Source organism: Legionella spiritensis, assembly GCF_900186965.1.
GTDB lineage: Bacteria > Pseudomonadota > Gammaproteobacteria > Legionellales > Legionellaceae > Legionella_C > Legionella_C spiritensis.
In genome coordinates this window covers 3120650-3137351 of record NZ_LT906457.1, presented here as the reverse complement: position 1 = coordinate 3137351, position 16702 = coordinate 3120650, and the positions used below count along the sequence as shown (strand labels likewise).

Here is a 16702-nt window from a genome sequence, read left to right as displayed (position 1 = left end):
TTCATGACTAAACTTGAGAATTTGGCTGAAAAAATTAACAAGGAATTGCAGGACAAGATACTATCTGTCCAGGTGGCGCACGATGAAATCACTGTGGAATGCGGACGTGATTCTATCAAAAACGTGTTACAGCAACTGAGAGTCCACGAGGATTTCGCTTTTGATCAGCTTATTGACCTCTGCGCGGTCGATTACCTGCAATACGGTATTTACGACTGGGAAACGGAATCCTCCACTGAAAGCGGATTTTCGCGCGGGGTAGAGGCTCAGGAGTCCAGGGCGTTTGTTTTTGACAAGCCGCGTTTTGCCGTCGTTTATCATTTGTTATCTACCGTCAGAAATCAGCGTGTGCGCGTCAAGGTATTTCTCGATGAAAACCACCTGATTATTCCCTCGGCCCATAATATCTGGAAAGTGGCTGACTGGTTCGAACGGGAAGCTTATGATTTGTATGGTATTCTCTTTGAAGATCATCCGGATCTCAGACGTATTTTGACGGATTATGGTTTTATCGGTCATCCCTTCCGCAAGGATTTTCCCATCAGTGGTCATGTTGAAATGCGTTACGACGCGCATCTGCAAAAGGTCATATATGAGCCGGTTGATATTGAGCCAAGAGTTCTGGTACCCAAGGTAATTCGAAATGATAATCGCTACCTTGATATGCCCAAGGGAGCAAACGATGATTGAACTAAAAAATTATACCCTTAATTTTGGGCCCCAGCACCCTGCCGCACATGGTGTGTTGCGGCTTGTTATGGAACTGGAAGGTGAAACGATAGTTCGAGCCGATCCCCATATCGGTCTGCTTCACCGAGCCACGGAGAAACTGGCTGAAACCAAACCTTATCTGCAAAGCATTGGCTACATGGATCGACTGGATTACGTCTCCATGATGTGTAATGAACATGCGTATGTTAATGCCATGGAAAAATTACTGGGCATTGAACCGCCGATAAGAGCGCAGTATATCCGTACCATGTTTGATGAAATCACCCGAATTCTCAACCATTTGCTGTGGCTGGGTGCTTGTGCGCTGGATATCGGCGCCATGACGGTATTTCTTTATTGCTTCCGGGAGCGTGAAGATTTATTCGATGTGTATGAAGCGGTATCCGGAGCCCGTATGCACGCCACTTATTATCGTCCTGGCGGCGTTGCTCGTGATTTACCTGCCACCATGCCCCAATACAAGCCGTCACGTTGGCATAACGAACGGGAAGTGGACAAGATGAATGCGGATCGCCAGGGTAATCTTCTTGATTTTATCTGGGCGTTTACGGAACGTTTTCCGAAACGGGTTGACGAGTATGAAACGCTGTTGACGGATAACCGCATCTGGAAACAACGAAATATTGACATTGGTGTTGTTTCACCGGAAGAAGCATTGCAACGAGGGTTTACCGGTCCTATGCTAAGAGGTTCCGGCGTAGCATGGGATTTACGAAAAAAACAACCCTATGCGGCTTACGACAAAATGGATTTTGATATCCCTGTGGGTAAAACCGGCGATTGCTACGACCGCTACCTGGTTCGTGTTGAGGAAATGAGACAATCGAACCGGATTATCAGACAATGCGTGGAATGGTTACGTAAAAATCCGGGGTCCGTGCATTTTCAGGATCATAAAATCACACCTCCCCGGCGCGAGGAAATGAAACATGATATGGAAGCTTTGATTCATCATTTTAAACTCTTTACCGAAGGGTTCTGTTTGCCGCGCGGAGAAGTATATGCTGCGGTTGAGGCGCCCAAGGGAGAGTTTGGCATTTACCTTGTATCCGATGGGGCCAACAAGCCTTACCGGTTAAAAATACGGGCTCCCGGTTTTGCCCATCTTTCCGGTTATGATGACATGGTCCGTGGCCATATGCTGGCGGACGGGGTGGCCATACTTGCGAGTCAGGATATTGTATTTGGTGAAATTGACCGTTAAAAAATGAAAAACAACACCTGTCAGGGTAAACGAATTTAAGGTTAGAAAGCATGTCTGAGAATTCAGCTAAATTACTTTGTCAACTGATATCAGCCGAACGAATCAGTGAAATTGACGAATGGATTGCCAAATATCCTCCGGATCAGAAGCAATCGGCCGTATTAAGCGCGTTACGTCTGGTTCAGGAGCAACATGGGTATTTATCTACAGAGTTGATGGATGCCGTAGCGGATTATCTTGAAATGCCGCCTATCGCCGTGTACGAAGCCGCCACGTTCTACACCATGTATGAACATAAGCCTATAGGCAGGCATCTGATCAATGTATGCACCAATATATCCTGCAAGCTGGTCGGTTCCGCAGAAATTGTTAAAGGACTGGAAAACAAACTGGGCATTAAATTGGGGGAAACAACGGAGGATGGCCGTTTTACCCTGAGATCGGTTGAATGTCTCGGAGCGTGCGTGAATGCTCCAATGATGCAAGTGGATAAAGATTACCATGAAAATCTGAATGCTGAAAAAATTGATCATGTTCTGGAGCAGTACCAATGAACGCTAAAAATGGTACCATGGTTGCACAAAATTTAGTTTGCTACCGTACATTCCACCTCAAGGAGCCCTGGTCACTGGAATCCTATCTGAGTGTTGGCGGATATAGTGCGTGGCGCCGTATTCTTAAGGAAAAAACACCGCCTGAGCAAATAATTGAGGAGATTAAAACATCGGCCTTGCGCGGGAGAGGTGGTGCCGGCTTTCCTACGGGACTGAAATGGAGCTTTATGAATCGCAATGCTCCTGTCCAGAAATATATCGTCTGCAATTCGGATGAAGGGGAACCCGGTACTTGCAAAGACCGGGAAATATTGCGTAACAACCCGCACCAGTTAATTGAAGGTATGGTTATCGCCGGTTACGTAACAGGCTCAACGGTTGGCTATAATTACATCCGCGGTGAATTCTGGGAGCCTTTCGTACGTATGGAGCAGGCTCTCAAGGAAGCTTATCAGGAAGGATTGCTGGGCAAAAATATTATGGGTACCGGCATTGATTTCGATCTGCATAATCATCTTGGTGCAGGAGCCTATATATGCGGTGAAGAAACCGCGTTGCTGAATTCACTGGAAGGCAAGAAAGGATTGCCGCGCTTTAAACCGCCGTTTCCTGCCAATTACGGATTGTATGGCAAGCCGACCACCATAAACAATACCGAAACCTTTGCCTCCGTTCCGGTGATTATGGAAAAAGGCGGGGAATGGTTCCTGAAGCTGGGTAAACCCAATAACGGCGGTACCAAATGCTTTTCAGTCAGCGGGCATGTCAATAAACCGGGTAATTTTGAAATACCACTTGGTACGCCTTTTAAAACGCTTCTGGAGCTGGCTGGCGGCATGCGTGACGGTAATCGCATCAAAGCGGTGATTCCCGGCGGATCATCAATGCGTATTTTGCCGGGCGATGTCATGATGGAACTCGATATGGATTATGACAGCATACAGAAAGCCGGTTCCGGACTGGGCTCCGGTGCGGTTATCGTTATGGATGAAACCACCTGTATGGTGGATGCGCTTTACAGGATTTCAGAATTTTATATGGATGAATCCTGTGGACAATGCACGCCTTGCCGGGAAGGGACAGGTTGGATGGTGCGCTTAATCCATCGTATTAAAGAAGGTCATGGCGAGCCTGGTGATGTGGATAAACTGGTGAACGTTGCCAACAAAATTGATGGACGCACTATTTGTGCATTGGGTGAGGCTGCGGCCTGGCCCGTTCAAAGTTTTGTAAAACATTTTTACCATGAATTTGAATATTTTATTAAGCACAAACGCTCGATCGTTGCAGCATAATTGAGAAGGTTTAGACAATGCCTACCATTGAAATCGACGGGAAAACATTTGAAGTTGAAAATGGCAAAATGATCATCGAGGTTGCCGATGCGGAAAATATTTATATTCCTCGTTTTTGCTACCATAAAAAACTTTCTGTGGCTGCCAATTGCCGGATGTGTCTGGTGGAAATTGAAAACGGCAGAAAGCCGGTACCCGCCTGTGCCACCCCTATCACGGATGGCATGAAGGTGTATACCCGATCGGCCGAAGCATTGCGCTCCCAGCAGGCGGTCATGGAGTTTCTGCTGATCAACCATCCTCTGGATTGCCCGATCTGTGATCAGGGTGGGGAATGTGAGTTGCAGGACATCTCTATGGGTTTTGGAGAGGATGCCTCTGAATATATTGATACCAAACGCGCCGTTGAAGACGATGATTTGGGGCCGTTGATTGCTACTGAAATGACTCGTTGTATTCATTGCACACGTTGTGTTCGTTTTGGTGATGAAGTCGCCGGTTTACGTGAACTTGGGGCAACAGGCCGCGGCGAACATATGCAGATAGGCACTTATGTCAAACACAGCATCGTGTCCGAGGTTTCCGGTAATGTTATCGATTTGTGTCCCGTCGGCGCCCTGACTTCCAAACCGTTTCGTTTTACCGCCCGTGCCTGGGAGTTGACGCAGCATGACAGCCTGGCTCCGCATGATTGCCTTGGTTCCAATGTTTTTCTGCACGTACGGCGTAACCAGTTGATGCGTGCCGTACCCAGGGAAAATGAAGCAATCAATGAAACCTGGCTGTCTGATCGCGACAGATTCAGTTACCTGGGACTTAAAAGTGAAGCCCGTGCCGCTCAGCCTATGATTAAAAAAGAAGGTCAATGGCACACCGTCGATTGGGCGGAAGCACTGAAATTTACCGCTGACGGCATAAGTAAAGTCATTAAACAGCATGGTCCCGAGCAATTTGCCGCATTTGCCTCTTCGTCCTCGACACTGGAGGAATTGTATTTATTGCAGAGACTGATGCGGGAACTGGGAGTCAATAACCTCGACCATCGTTTACAGCAAATCGATTTTCGTGATCAGGATGGTTTGCCGGCCCTGATTGCCAATTCACTGACCTATGCTGATCTGGAACATCAGAATGCTGTTTTGCTGTTAGGGTGCAACATTCACAGAGAAGTACCGCTGGCAGGCGTTCGGGTGAGAAAGGCGTTTCGCAATGGCGCTGATATCTATGCCGTGAATCCGGTTGATTACGAGTTTCATTTTGATGTGAAGGAAAAAGCCGTTACGTCACCTCAGGATATGGCTATCACATTAGCCAGGATAGCTTTGGCCATGATCGACGATAGCAAACGGCTACCTGAAGAAGTACAACGTCTCCTGGTAGGTTTGAAAGTAGACGAAGCGTCCCAAAAAATAGCTGATGGCCTGCGGCAGGCGAAGCATGCGGTCATTGTGACAGGTGCCATTTGTGACAACCATCCCGATGCGGCGTTACTTCGTACTCTTGTCAATGTTATTGAGACAACGAGTCAGGTTCGTACCCTTCGCCTGACTTCAGGTGCCAACGCGAATGGTGCCTCTCTTGCCGGCATGTTGCCTCACCGCACCGTGGCAGGTAAGGATGTGAAACAGTCTGGCCTGGATGTCCAGTCGGCGCTGGATGCGAAACTGAAAGGTTATTTTTTACTTGCCGCAGAACCGGGTTATGATTTTGCCAACCCGTTTAGCGCAAGACAATCCATGCTGGCTGCGGAATTCGTTGTTCTGGTTTCCGCGTTCAGGCAGGAATCCATGCTGGACTACGCCGATGTTATTCTGCCTATGGCACCGTACGCTGAAACCTCCGGAACCTACATCAATGTCGATGGACGGTGGCAAACGGTGACGGGTGCCTACACTCCTTTTGGGGAATCCCGTCCGGCATGGAAGATTCTACGGGTTCTCGGGAATCTTCTTCAGTGCAAGGATTTTGACTATCTGTCTTCTGAAGATGTGCTGATGGAAATAAAAGGAATAGTGGATATGACGGCCGACAGGAAATATCAGCCTTTTTATCCGGAATCATTGCCTTTCCATAATCAGCAACTGGTTCGAGTGGGCGAGTGGCCTTTGTACCGGAGTGACGCCATCGTTCGTAATGCTCAGGCATTACAAACCTGTGCGGCTACTGACAGTGCCTGTATCAGAGTTCACCCTGAAACGGCAAATCGATTGAAATTAGGTGAGGTCGCTACTGTATCTCAGGGAGATATTGAGATAACATTGCCGCTGAAACGAGATGAACGTGTGCCACGTGATGTCGTATGGGTAGCCAACGCGATGCCGGAAACCGTTGACCTCGGCCATTCCTTTGCTGCAATCACTATCAAGCGCTAGGCGGGTAAGAATATGCTACATGAAATAGGCATTTTGTTGTGGATTGTTATAAAAATAATTGTCATCGTGGTTCCGTTGCTGATTGGCGTCGCTTATCTTACCTATGCCGAGCGTAAAGTCATTGGTTACATGCAGATACGAATCGGGCCAAATCGGGTCGGCATCAAGGGTTTGTTGCAGCCATTTGCTGATTTAATCAAGCTGATCAGTAAAGAGCTTGTCCTGCCAGCCCGATCCAATAAATACTTGTTTATTATCGCGCCATTGTTTGCCCTGGCTCCCTCCCTGGTCGGATGGGCGGTTATACCCTTTTCCGAAGGCGTCGTATTAAGCAATCTTAACGCGGGGGTTTTATACCTGTTTGCCATGAGTTCACTGGGTGTTTACGGCGTATTAATCGCCGGTTGGGCATCCAACTCGAAATACGCCATGTTTGGCGCCTTGCGCAGCGCTGCTCAAACCGTGTCCTATGAAATTGCCATGGGTTTTGCGCTGGTCGGTGTGTTGCTGGCCGCTGGAAGCATGAATTTAACTGAAATTGTTCGTTCACAACAGGGTGGTTTGCTGCATTGGTGGTTTATTCCCTTAATGCCCCTGTTTTTTGTTTTTTGGATAGCAGGCATTGCGGAAACAAACAGAGCCCCTTTCGATCTGGCCGAAGGGGAATCGGAAATTGTCGCGGGATTTCATGTGGAATATGCGGGTATAGGGTTTGCCCTCTTCTTTCTCTCCGAATACGCGAGCATGATTCTCATCTCAACTATTATTGCACTATTGTTCATGGGCGGATGGTTGTCTCCGTTTGAAGGAATTCCTCTGCTTGAGAGCATTTTCTTTGTAGTGCCAGGGTTTGTCTGGCTATTATTAAAAGTTTCTTTCTTTCTCTTTGTATATTTGTGGATTCGCGCTACTTTTCCGCGCTATCGTTATGATCAACTGATGCGCCTGGGCTGGAAAGTATTGATCCCCGTGACCATAGTCTGGTTGTTTGTAACGGCCCTGATGGTTGTTACTCAATTGAAACCATGGTTTTAACGAGCAACTGAGCTGACGAATGAAAAAAGCATACAGATACATCAAGCATTACATTAAAAGTTTCCTGTTCCTGGAACTGCTGGCTGGTCTCGGTGTAACGCTGAAATATTTTTTTAAGAAAAAAATTACAGTACAGTTTCCGGAAGAGCAGACTCCTTTGTCCCCCCGATTCCGCGGATTACTGGCTTTACGTCGATACCCTAACGGCGAGGAACGGTGTATTGCCTGTAAATTATGTGAAGCGGTCTGTCCCGCTCTTGCAATAACCATTGAATCCCATGTGCGTGATGACGGCACGAGACGGACAACCCGTTACGATATTGATATGTTTAAATGCATCAACTGCGGTTTGTGTGAAGAGTCCTGCCCGGTTGATTCAATCGTGGTGACTCCCATCCATCATTACCATATCAGTGAACGGGGTCAAAACATCATGACAAAAGAAAAACTTTTGGCTGTGGGCGACCTAATGGAAAAAAGACTGGCCGCAGACAGGGCGGCAGATAAAGATTACCGCTAACGAGGTGCGAGATGCATGAGCTTTTTTCACAAATAATTTTTTACGCGTTTGCCGCGTTGGCACTGGGCTCCGCCTTGATGGTGATTACCCAGAATAATCCGGTGCGCTGCGTGTTGTTTCTTGTATTGACGTTTTTCGCCAGCGCCGCATTATGGATATTTGTGGAAGCCGAGTTTCTGGCATTAATCCTGGTGCTGGTGTATGTTGGCGCGGTTATGACGCTGTTTCTCTTTGTAGTCATGATGCTCAACATCGATACGGAATCAATGCGAACCCATTTTATCCGCTATCTCCCGTTCGGGTTGATATTGGTGGCTTTACTAACCGGGTTGTTGCTTGTCGCTCTGCCTGAAGGAGTCTTTAACGTCAGCGTAGAGAAATCAGCAAGCGTCAGCCAGTCTAATGAAGAAATTATTAATGTGGCGGATACGGAAGAGGAAATTCCGAAACTATCTAATACGGAACAAATTGGTATGGTTCTTTATACCGATTATGTATTTGCTCTGGAGCTGGCCGCGGTTCTGTTGCTTGTGGCAATCATTTCCGCCATTACATTGGCTCATAGAAATATTGTACGCTCAAAGCGGCAGAATATTAAAAATCAGATTATGACGCAACGCTCCGACCGTATTGAGCTGATTAAACTGAAATCGGAAAAATAATCGTTAGGAATAACCATGATACCCGTAAATCATTATCTTGTTTTAACGGCCATGCTGTTCGGCCTTAGTCTGGTTGGAATTTTGATAAACCGTAAGAATGTGATCCTTTTACTGGTTTGCATCGAACTTATGTTGCTTGCCGTAAATACAAATTTTGTCGCTTTTTCGCATTATTATGGCGATATTACAGGTAATATTTTCGTATTTTTTATTTTGACGGTTGCGGCAGCGGAAGCTGCCATTGGTCTGGCAATTGTGGTGTTGCTCTATCGTAATCGGGGTAATATCGATGTGGATAAGATGAATCATTTAAAAGGTTAACAACGTGAGCATTCAACAACTTTGTCTTATAATTGTCTTTGCCCCTCTGGTCAGTTCAATCATTGCCGGTTTTTTTCGGAACCAGATTGGACGGATTGGCGCGCATTCCGTGACGATAGCCGGGGTTGCCATTTCTTTTTTCATCTCGGTTTTTATAGCATTTGCGGTTATTGGCGGTGGTCATGAAGTCATTAATTTCAATCTCTACACATGGGCAAGCGGAGGACTATTCTTCCCCTACGCCTTTCATGTGGGATTTTTGGTTGATCCCCTAACCTCCTTGATGATGCTGGTTGTGACCTTTGTATCACTGCTGGTGCATATCTACAGTATCGGTTATATGGTTGACGACGACGGGTACCAGCGGTTTTTCAGCTATATATCCTTGTTTACTTTCATGATGCTGATGCTGGTGACGGCCAACAATTTCCTGCAATTGTTTTTTGGTTGGGAAGGTGTCGGTCTGGTTTCCTATTTTCTTATCGGCTTCTGGTATAGCAAGGAATCTGCTCTGCAGGGCAGTTTAAAGGCGTTTTTAGTGAACCGGGTCGGAGATTTCGGTTTTGTCCTTGGTATCGGGCTCGTCCTGGCTTACACCGGCAGCCTGGATTATGAAACCGTATTTAATCAAGCCTCCGCGTTGAATCAGCAAACAATCACCCTGTTTTCAGGTCATCCCTGGTCCTTGATCACCGTCATCAGTTTGTTGCTGTTTGTGGGAGCCATGGGTAAGTCGGCGCAGATCCCGTTGCATGTCTGGTTGCCGGAGTCCATGGAGGGTCCTACTCCGATTTCCGCATTGATTCACGCCGCAACCATGGTAACGGCCGGTGTTTTCATGATCGGTCGCATATCGCCATTGATGGAGTACTCCAATACCGCGTTAACCGTTGTGTTGGTTATTGGTGCTACCGGTGCATTGTTTACCGGGATTCTTGGTATTGTCATGAACGATATCAAACGGGTCATCGCCTATTCAACCTTGTCGCAACTCGGTTACATGATGGCTGCCATGGGAGCGTCCGCCTATAGTGCCGGTATATTTCATCTTACGACTCACGCCTGCTTCAAGGCCTTGCTGTTTTTGGGCGCGGGGTCGGTCATCATTGGTATGCACCATGAGCAGGATATGCGTAAAATGGGTGGATTATGGCGAAAAATGCCGGTGACCTACATCACTTATCTAATCGGAGGGCTCGCGTTATGCGCCATACCTCCCTTCGCCGGTTTCTTTTCAAAAGACACAATTATTGAAGCAGTCGGGGAATCCACGATGCCAGGCAGCGGTTACGCGTATTTTTGTGTGGCCGCAGGTGCTATGGTGACGGCGATTTACACGTTTCGCTCTCTGTTTATGACCTTCCACGGCACTCCGAGAATGGACAGGCATACCTGGGAGCATGTCAAGGAATCACCTGCTGTTGTCTGGGTTCCACTGGTGTTATTGGCTATTCCTTCGGTGATTCTCGGCTATATCATGTATATGCCCATGTTGTATGATGTGCCGACACTATTAGGAAAATCATTCTTTGTTTTACCTGATCACAATGTTTTGGCAGAGCTTGGCAAGGAAGTACACTCTCCCCTGCAGGATGTGTTACGTGCCCCCGGATCCATAACATTCTGGATAACTCTGGCCGGCGTTGTTATCACCTGGTTATGCTATATTGTCTTTCCTGCCATTCCCGCGAAGCTGGCCGGTGCATTTTCATGGGTTTACCGTATTTTACTCAACAAATACGGGTTTGATGCGTTTAACGAGTATATTATTGTTCCGTCCACCAAAATGCTGGGGCGTTTTTTCTACAATGTCGGTGATCGGAAATTAATTGACGGTCTGGTCGTCAACGGAGCCGGTCGGACGGTAAGATGGTTTGCAGCCAAAGGCCGCAATATCCAAAGTGGTTATCTTTATCATTATGCTACGGTCATGGTGATAGGTTTGTTTGTTTTCTTATGCTGGTTGCTGTTAGGCTGATAATTAAGGTGAAGGTATGCATCATTTGCTCAATTTATTGATCTGGTTGCCGATTATTGGAGGCGTGTTTGTATTCCTTACCGGTGATGATAAAAATCCCAATGTGTCACGTTTTCTAGCCCTGTTTACCATATTGCTGACGCTGATTGCCTGTATCCCGCTGGTCTCGGGCTTCGATGTCAATACCTACAGTATGCAGTATATTGAAGACATCCCCTGGATGTCGATATTGGGCATTAATTATAGCCTGGGTGTGGATGGTTTATCGCTGCTGTTGATAGTACTCAGTATTTTTACCAACTTAATTGTCATTCTGGCAACATGGAACAGTATTGAAAAACGTGTGGCGCAATACATGGCCGCTTTTTTGATCATGCAGGGATTTCTGGTAGGTGTTTTTGCCGCTACGGACGCCATTGTGTTCTATATTTTCTGGGAGGCGACTTTGATCCCGATGTATCTGATCATTGGTATCTGGGGATCATCCAACCGGGTTTATGCCGCCATCAAATTTTTCCTTTATACCTTTCTAGGATCGGTATTAATGCTCGCCTCTTTTTTATATATGGGGTATGTCGCCGGTTCCTTCAAAATAGAGACGTTTTACGCGCTTAAACTTGGGATGACAGCGCAAACATTGATTTTTATAGCCTTTTTTCTTGGATTCGCTATTAAAATTCCCATGTTCCCGGTTCATACCTGGTTACCGGATGCGCATACGGAAGCACCAGCCGGCGGATCCATTGTACTGGCTGCCGTACTGCTCAAGCTGGGGGCTTACGGGTTCATCCGCTTTGCTCTGCCTATTGTCCCAGATGCCTGCAAACACTACGCCGATATTATGATTGTTCTCTCGCTGATCGCGGTGGTTTATATTGGTCTGGTGGCTATCATTCAGCAGGATATGAAGCGGCTTATTGCCTATTCCTCCATTTCCCATATGGGTTTTGTCACAATAGGCTGTTTTGCGATCTTTGCGGTTGCCGAGCGTGCCGGCTTGCAAAATGCGGGTCTGGTGCTTGAAGGGGCTATTGTTGTGATGATCTCGCATGCTTTCGTATCAAGCGGAATGTTTGCCGGCGTTGGCTTTATTTATGATCGCATGCACACACGCCAGGTGAGTGATTTTGGCGGACTGGTTCATAGTATGCCTATTTTCGCCTCGTTTTTTATGTTGTTTGCAATGGCTAACGCGGGGTTGCCAGGCACGTCCGGATTTGTCGGTGAGTTTATGGTTATTCTTGGCAGTATTAAAGCTAATTTCTGGATAGCATTCTGGGCTGGAACGACCTTGATTATTGGGGCGGCTTATACTTTATGGATGTACAAGCGGGTTATTTTCGGACCGGTGACTAATCCGAAAATAGGCACGTTAAAAGATCTTTCCGGCTTCGAAATCAGCGCTTATGCCCTGTTGGCTCTGATGGTGGTTGCAATGGGTGTCTATCCCAAGCCCATGCTGGAATATGTGCATCAAACCGTAAGCCATACATTGGCACAGGCTGATAAATCAAAACTATAATTCGCAAGGTTAAATTGTCATGACGTCATTGCTCGATAACATTCATGTGGCTTTACCGGAAATAATCCTGCTGATAACGGCCTGTTTGGCTTTGCTCGGCGATTTGTTTTTAAAGGATTCCTGCAAAAATATTGCGTTTACCTTGTCGTTAATAGGACTGGGCCTAAGCGGAATAGCCAGCTTTCTTTTGCTGGGCAGTTATAAATCCATCATTTTTAGCGGACTCTTTATCAGCGATGATATCGCGCAACTGATGAACATATTTATAGTGCTAAGCGCCATGGTGAGTTTTGTCTATTCACGTCAGTATATCAATGATAGACAAATGCCTTCCGGCGACTATTATATTCTGGGATTGTTTTCGACTCTGGGTATGATGGTGCTTGTTTCCGCCCATTCCCTGCTAACTGTCTATCTCGGACTGGAGTTGCTGTCACTGCCGCTTTACGCAATGACCGCCATTCGTCGAACCAACAGTGACGCGTCTGAAGCCGCGATGAAATATTTTGTGATGGGCGCCATAGCATCCGGTATGCTGCTATACGGCATGTCTTTGCTTTATGGTGCTACCGGTAAGCTTGATTTGCTTGATATCGCAAACGCGATAGCTGCCAATTGGCAGGAACAGGATGCGTTATTATCGTTTGCGCTGGTCTTTATCATGGCCGGAGTCGGATTCAAACTGGCATCCATGCCTTTTCATATGTGGGCACCGGATGTCTATCAGGGTGCACCGACGTCCGTAACCCTGTTTCTAAGTGCGGGCCCCAAAATAGCGGCTATTGGTATGGCATTGCGCTTGCTGACCCTTGGGCTTGTAGATATCACGGCACAGTGGCAGTTACTTATTTTAGTGATGGCCTTGCTGTCAACCGGGCTTGGTAATTTGTTTGCCGTTGCCCAGAGTAACATAAAAAGATTGTTTGCCTATTCGGCGATTTCACATATCGGTTACGCGTTGTTTGGGATACTGGCCGCCAATGAAGCAGGTTATGCGGCGGCACTTTATTACGTTCTTATTTACTCCGTCATGACTCTTGGTGCGTTCGGTCTGGTGATCTTGTTATCGTCACAAGGTATGGAAATAGAAAACATCGAAGACTTAAAAGGATTAAGCAAACGTAATCCCTGGATGGCGTTTATGATGATGATCGTTTTGTTTTCCATGGCCGGTGTGCCGCCGACGGTGGGATTTTTTGCCAAGCTGCTTGTCCTAAAAGCGTTGGTTGACGTACATCTAACCTGGGTCGCGGTGTTAGGTCTGCTTTTTGCGGTCGTAGGCGCCTATTATTATATTCGTGTTATCAAGGTTATGTATTTCGATGACGCGAAGGACAGCACGCCTATGACAATAAGTTATTCTTCCCAAATTGTCTTTTCACTGAACTGTTTGTCATTACTATATTTGGGACTTTTCCCCACCTCGTTGATCAATGCGTGTATTAACGCCTTTGCATAAGGCTAACAACGTAAAAAAGACTTGCCATACCAGGCAAGTCTGAGTATACTTGCCCTCAGTTGATGCGGGGTGGAGCAGCCTGGTAGCTCGTCGGGCTCATAACCCGAAGGTCGTAGGTTCAAATCCTGCCCCCGCTACCAATTTATTAAAAGCCCCATTTATGGGGTTTTTTATTATCCTTGAAAAGAGGTTACCCATATCTGGCGTGTTTTCAGGATAGTTTGACTGGTAGCCTGGATACTGATAGGCAAGTCAACCTTGAAATGATAACAATCTTCCTGAAATTCAGAATTTAGAAGTTCGGAATAACCAGTTTACTCAATGACGGGTCGGCCAAAGTATTTAAGCAGGCCATCTCCGGAGGGTGTGTATCAGGGTCGGCGATATTAAAGAGTGGGCTATGATTAAATTAGATATACAGCAATTATTGAAGCCATTGGTGCAGAGTCTGGGATACGAGCTTTGGGGCTGTGAATATCTGTCTCAGGGGCGTCATTCGCTGTTGCGTGTTTATATTGATAAGCAAGAGGGCATAGGGATTGCTGATTGTGAGCTGGTTAGCAAACAGGTAAGCGCATTACTGGATGTGGAAGATCCCATCCCCGGTAATTACAGTCTTGAGGTATCTTCTCCGGGCATTCCAAGGCCGTTGTTTCTCAAAGAGCATTACGAGCGATACATCGGTGAGGAAATAAAAATCAAGCTCTATAAACCGGTTAACGGCAGCCGTAACCCGGCTGCAAAAATTGTGTCAGTAAAAGATGACACCGTGGTTTTGGCTATTAATGACACAGAATTTGACGTGCCATTATCCCATATTGTGAAAGCAAATTTGAAAGGCGAGTGAGGCGAACAATGAGCAAAGAATTGTTATTAGTTGCTGAGGCATTATCCAACGAAAAAGGGGTTAGTAAAGACGTTGTGCTGCAGGCTATCCAGGCGGCTCTTGAGTCGGCCACTCGCAAATTATCCGACAAGGAAATTGGCGTTCGTGTCAAAATGGATCCGAAAACCGGTGAATATGAGACATTCCGCTATTGGGATATCGTTGAAGACGACGAGATAGAATTTCCTGATCTGCAAATGGGTATAACTCAGGCCAGGGAACGTTCCCCCTCAATTGAAGTGGGCGGACGTATTGAAGAGCCTGTACCGTCTGTCGCGTTTGGGCGGATTGCGGCGCAGACGGCCCGACAAGTGATTATGCAGAAGGTACGCGAAGCGGAACGTCAACAAGTGGTCGATCAATTTAAATCCAAACTTGGCCAATTGATCTATGGCACCGTTAAAAAAGTAACGCGCGACAATGTTATCATTGATTTGGGCGGTAAGGCGGAAGCTTTTTTACCCCGCCACGAAATGTTGCCTAACGAAATGTTCAGACCTAATGACAGGGTACGTGCCTATCTGTATGAAATTACTCCGCAAGCGCGTGGGCCGCAATTGTTTGTCAGCCGGATCCGCAATGAAATGTTGATCGAGCTTTTTCGTATTGAAGTCCCTGAAATAGGGGAAAATGTCATTGATGTCAAAGCCGCCGCGCGTGAGCCGGGTAATCGCGCCAAAATAGCCGTGAAAACCAATGACGGACGTATCGATCCTGTGGGGGCCTGTGTGGGCATGCGTGGTGCGAGGGTTCAGGCTGTTTCCAGTGAGCTGGGCGGCGAGCGTGTGGATATTATTCTTTGGGATGATAATCCGGCTCAATTGGTGATTAACGCCATGGCGCCGGCCGATATCACTTCAATTGTCGTGGACGAAGACAGCCATACTATGGATTTGGCGGTACAAAAAGATCAGTTATCGCAAGCCATCGGTCGTAGTGGACAAAATGTTCGCCTGGCCAGCCAGTTGACGGGCTGGACATTGAATGTCATGACGGTAGAAGAATTCAATAGCAAAAGCCAGGAAGAATCATTGAAGACCATCAACCTTTTTACAACCGCGTTGGAAATGGATGAAGAAATTGCCGCACTCCTCGTAGCGAATGGTTTTTCTTCCCTGGAAGAAATAGCCTATGTACCTAAAGAGGAATTATTGGCTATTGAAGAATTCGATGAGGAAATTGTGGAAGAATTGCGCAATAGAGCTAACGATACCCTGTTGACCCAGGCGCTGGCTTCCGGACAGAGTCTGTCAGGTACACCGTCCGAGGAGTTGTTGGCTATGGAGGGAATGACTAAAACAATGGCTGTGAACCTGGCTGCGAAAGGGGTTACTACGGTAGAGGAATTGGCCGAGCAATCTGTCGATGAACTGCTTGATATTCCAGGTATGACCGAGGAGAAAGCAGGTGCTCTGATTATGAAAGCGCGCGAGCCCTGGTTTAGCTAAATAAATTTGCTATTGGGCGGGTGTTTCATAACAATAACATTGTCTAAAAATGCTTTGTTCTGGTTTAATGCGGGGATAATAACGGCAAGAAATAGTTAAAGACGTTTGTGCAAGGTTTTCTAATCCGGGTATAGCATGACCTGAACCTGGTATCAGGTGAGCATGTAGATATTAAGGATAGACACACGGCCAGGCGTTATGTAAGGTTTGCAAAAAGAATTGTCAACACGATTCGGGTGTGTGAAATCCGGGTTGTATTAGTTTTTATTGACGGTAAAAGTATTTGAACAAGAGCGATTTCTCAATGAATTGCTGAAAGGGGATATGAATATGGCGGATGTAACGGTTAAACAGTTGGCTCAAGTGGTGGGAATCCCCGTTGAGCGCTTATTGAACCAGTTGCAGGAAGCGGGATTGTCTTTTAACGATGATGAACAAACGGTTAATGAAGAGCAGAAACTCATTTTGCTTAATCATCTGAAAGGTAATGCCGGTCGCGATACAGGAGCGGCACCCGAGCGAATTACACTAAAACGCAAAAGCCTGACCCAGGTCACGGTCGGTCATGATGCGCACAGTGGTAAAACGGTGAACGTGGAAGTGCGCAAGAAACGAACTTATGTAAAAAGAAGCTCGTTACTTGAACAGCATGAGGAAGCGGAACAGGATTTGGATGAGCAGATACCGTCTTCCGAGGAAAAAAATATTTCCGAA

The 16702-nt window shown here is 46.7% G+C and carries 14 protein-coding genes, 1 tRNA gene and 1 pseudogene; all 16 read left to right on the top strand.

All coding sequences use genetic code 11. The annotated features are described in order from the left end of the window. The first annotated feature begins 3 nt into the window (after nucleotides 1-3). The gene (locus CKW05_RS14320; RefSeq protein ID WP_058482836.1) at nucleotides 4-690 is read left to right on the top strand and encodes an NADH-quinone oxidoreductase subunit C; all 687 of its coding nucleotides are present in this window, start codon (nucleotides 4-6) and stop codon (nucleotides 688-690) included. Beyond that, nucleotides 683-1936, top strand: coding sequence for an NADH-quinone oxidoreductase subunit D (locus tag CKW05_RS14315; RefSeq protein WP_058482835.1), 1254 nt, complete (start codon nucleotides 683-685; stop codon nucleotides 1934-1936). Before CKW05_RS14320 ends, CKW05_RS14315 begins: the two co-directional genes overlap by 8 nt. 50 nt (nucleotides 1937-1986) lie before the next feature. Beyond that, a complete protein-coding gene (gene nuoE, locus CKW05_RS14310) occupies nucleotides 1987-2490 on the top strand; it encodes an NADH-quinone oxidoreductase subunit NuoE (RefSeq protein ID WP_058482834.1) in 504 nt (167 codons plus the stop codon). A 17-nt stretch (nucleotides 2491-2507) separates the two neighbouring features. Beyond that, nucleotides 2508-3785, top strand: coding sequence for an NADH-quinone oxidoreductase subunit NuoF (gene nuoF, locus CKW05_RS14305; protein ID WP_058483000.1), 1278 nt, complete (start codon nucleotides 2508-2510; stop codon nucleotides 3783-3785). Between the two features lie 17 nt (nucleotides 3786-3802). After that, nucleotides 3803-6157, top strand: a complete 2355-nt coding sequence (gene nuoG / locus CKW05_RS14300) for an NADH-quinone oxidoreductase subunit NuoG (protein ID WP_058482833.1) — start codon at nucleotides 3803-3805, stop codon at nucleotides 6155-6157. A gap of 12 nt (nucleotides 6158-6169) precedes the next feature. Then, nucleotides 6170-7192 carry an NADH-quinone oxidoreductase subunit NuoH gene (gene nuoH / locus CKW05_RS14295; RefSeq protein WP_058482832.1) on the top strand — a complete coding sequence of 341 codons (1023 nt, stop codon included), beginning with the start codon at nucleotides 6170-6172 and terminating at the stop codon, nucleotides 7190-7192. A gap of 19 nt (nucleotides 7193-7211) precedes the next feature. Beyond that, nucleotides 7212-7712 (top strand): NADH-quinone oxidoreductase subunit NuoI, encoded by a 501-nt coding sequence (gene nuoI / locus CKW05_RS14290; protein WP_058482831.1) that lies wholly within the window; start codon nucleotides 7212-7214, stop codon nucleotides 7710-7712. A gap of 11 nt (nucleotides 7713-7723) precedes the next feature. Then, a complete protein-coding gene (locus CKW05_RS14285) occupies nucleotides 7724-8374 on the top strand; it encodes an NADH-quinone oxidoreductase subunit J (RefSeq protein WP_058482830.1) in 651 nt (216 codons plus the stop codon). Between the two features lie 15 nt (nucleotides 8375-8389). Further along, a complete protein-coding gene (gene nuoK, locus CKW05_RS14280; protein ID WP_058482829.1) occupies nucleotides 8390-8695 on the top strand; it encodes an NADH-quinone oxidoreductase subunit NuoK in 306 nt (101 codons plus the stop codon). Nucleotides 8696-8699: 4 nt separating this feature from the next. Continuing rightward, nucleotides 8700-10673, top strand: coding sequence for an NADH-quinone oxidoreductase subunit L (nuoL, locus tag CKW05_RS14275; protein WP_058482828.1), 1974 nt, complete (start codon nucleotides 8700-8702; stop codon nucleotides 10671-10673). Nucleotides 10674-10689: 16 nt separating this feature from the next. Continuing rightward, nucleotides 10690-12195, top strand: coding sequence for a complex I subunit 4 family protein (locus CKW05_RS14270; RefSeq protein WP_058482827.1), 1506 nt, complete (start codon nucleotides 10690-10692; stop codon nucleotides 12193-12195). A 19-nt stretch (nucleotides 12196-12214) separates the two neighbouring features. Continuing rightward, nucleotides 12215-13654 (top strand): NADH-quinone oxidoreductase subunit NuoN, encoded by a 1440-nt coding sequence (gene nuoN, locus CKW05_RS14265; RefSeq protein WP_058482826.1) that lies wholly within the window; start codon nucleotides 12215-12217, stop codon nucleotides 13652-13654. A 63-nt stretch (nucleotides 13655-13717) separates the two neighbouring features. Beyond that, nucleotides 13718-13794 (top strand) — tRNA-Met (locus CKW05_RS14260). Nucleotides 13795-14054: 260 nt separating this feature from the next. Beyond that, a complete protein-coding gene (rimP, locus tag CKW05_RS14255; RefSeq protein ID WP_058482825.1) occupies nucleotides 14055-14501 on the top strand; it encodes a ribosome maturation factor RimP in 447 nt (148 codons plus the stop codon). Nucleotides 14502-14509: 8 nt separating this feature from the next. Further along, nucleotides 14510-15988 carry a transcription termination factor NusA gene (nusA, locus tag CKW05_RS14250; RefSeq protein WP_058482824.1) on the top strand — a complete coding sequence of 493 codons (1479 nt, stop codon included), beginning with the start codon at nucleotides 14510-14512 and terminating at the stop codon, nucleotides 15986-15988. Between the two features lie 330 nt (nucleotides 15989-16318). Next, nucleotides 16319-16646: pseudogene (locus CKW05_RS15640) on the top strand (translation initiation factor IF-2 associated domain-containing protein); the annotation flags it as partial. Between the last annotated feature and the right edge of the window lie 56 nt (nucleotides 16647-16702).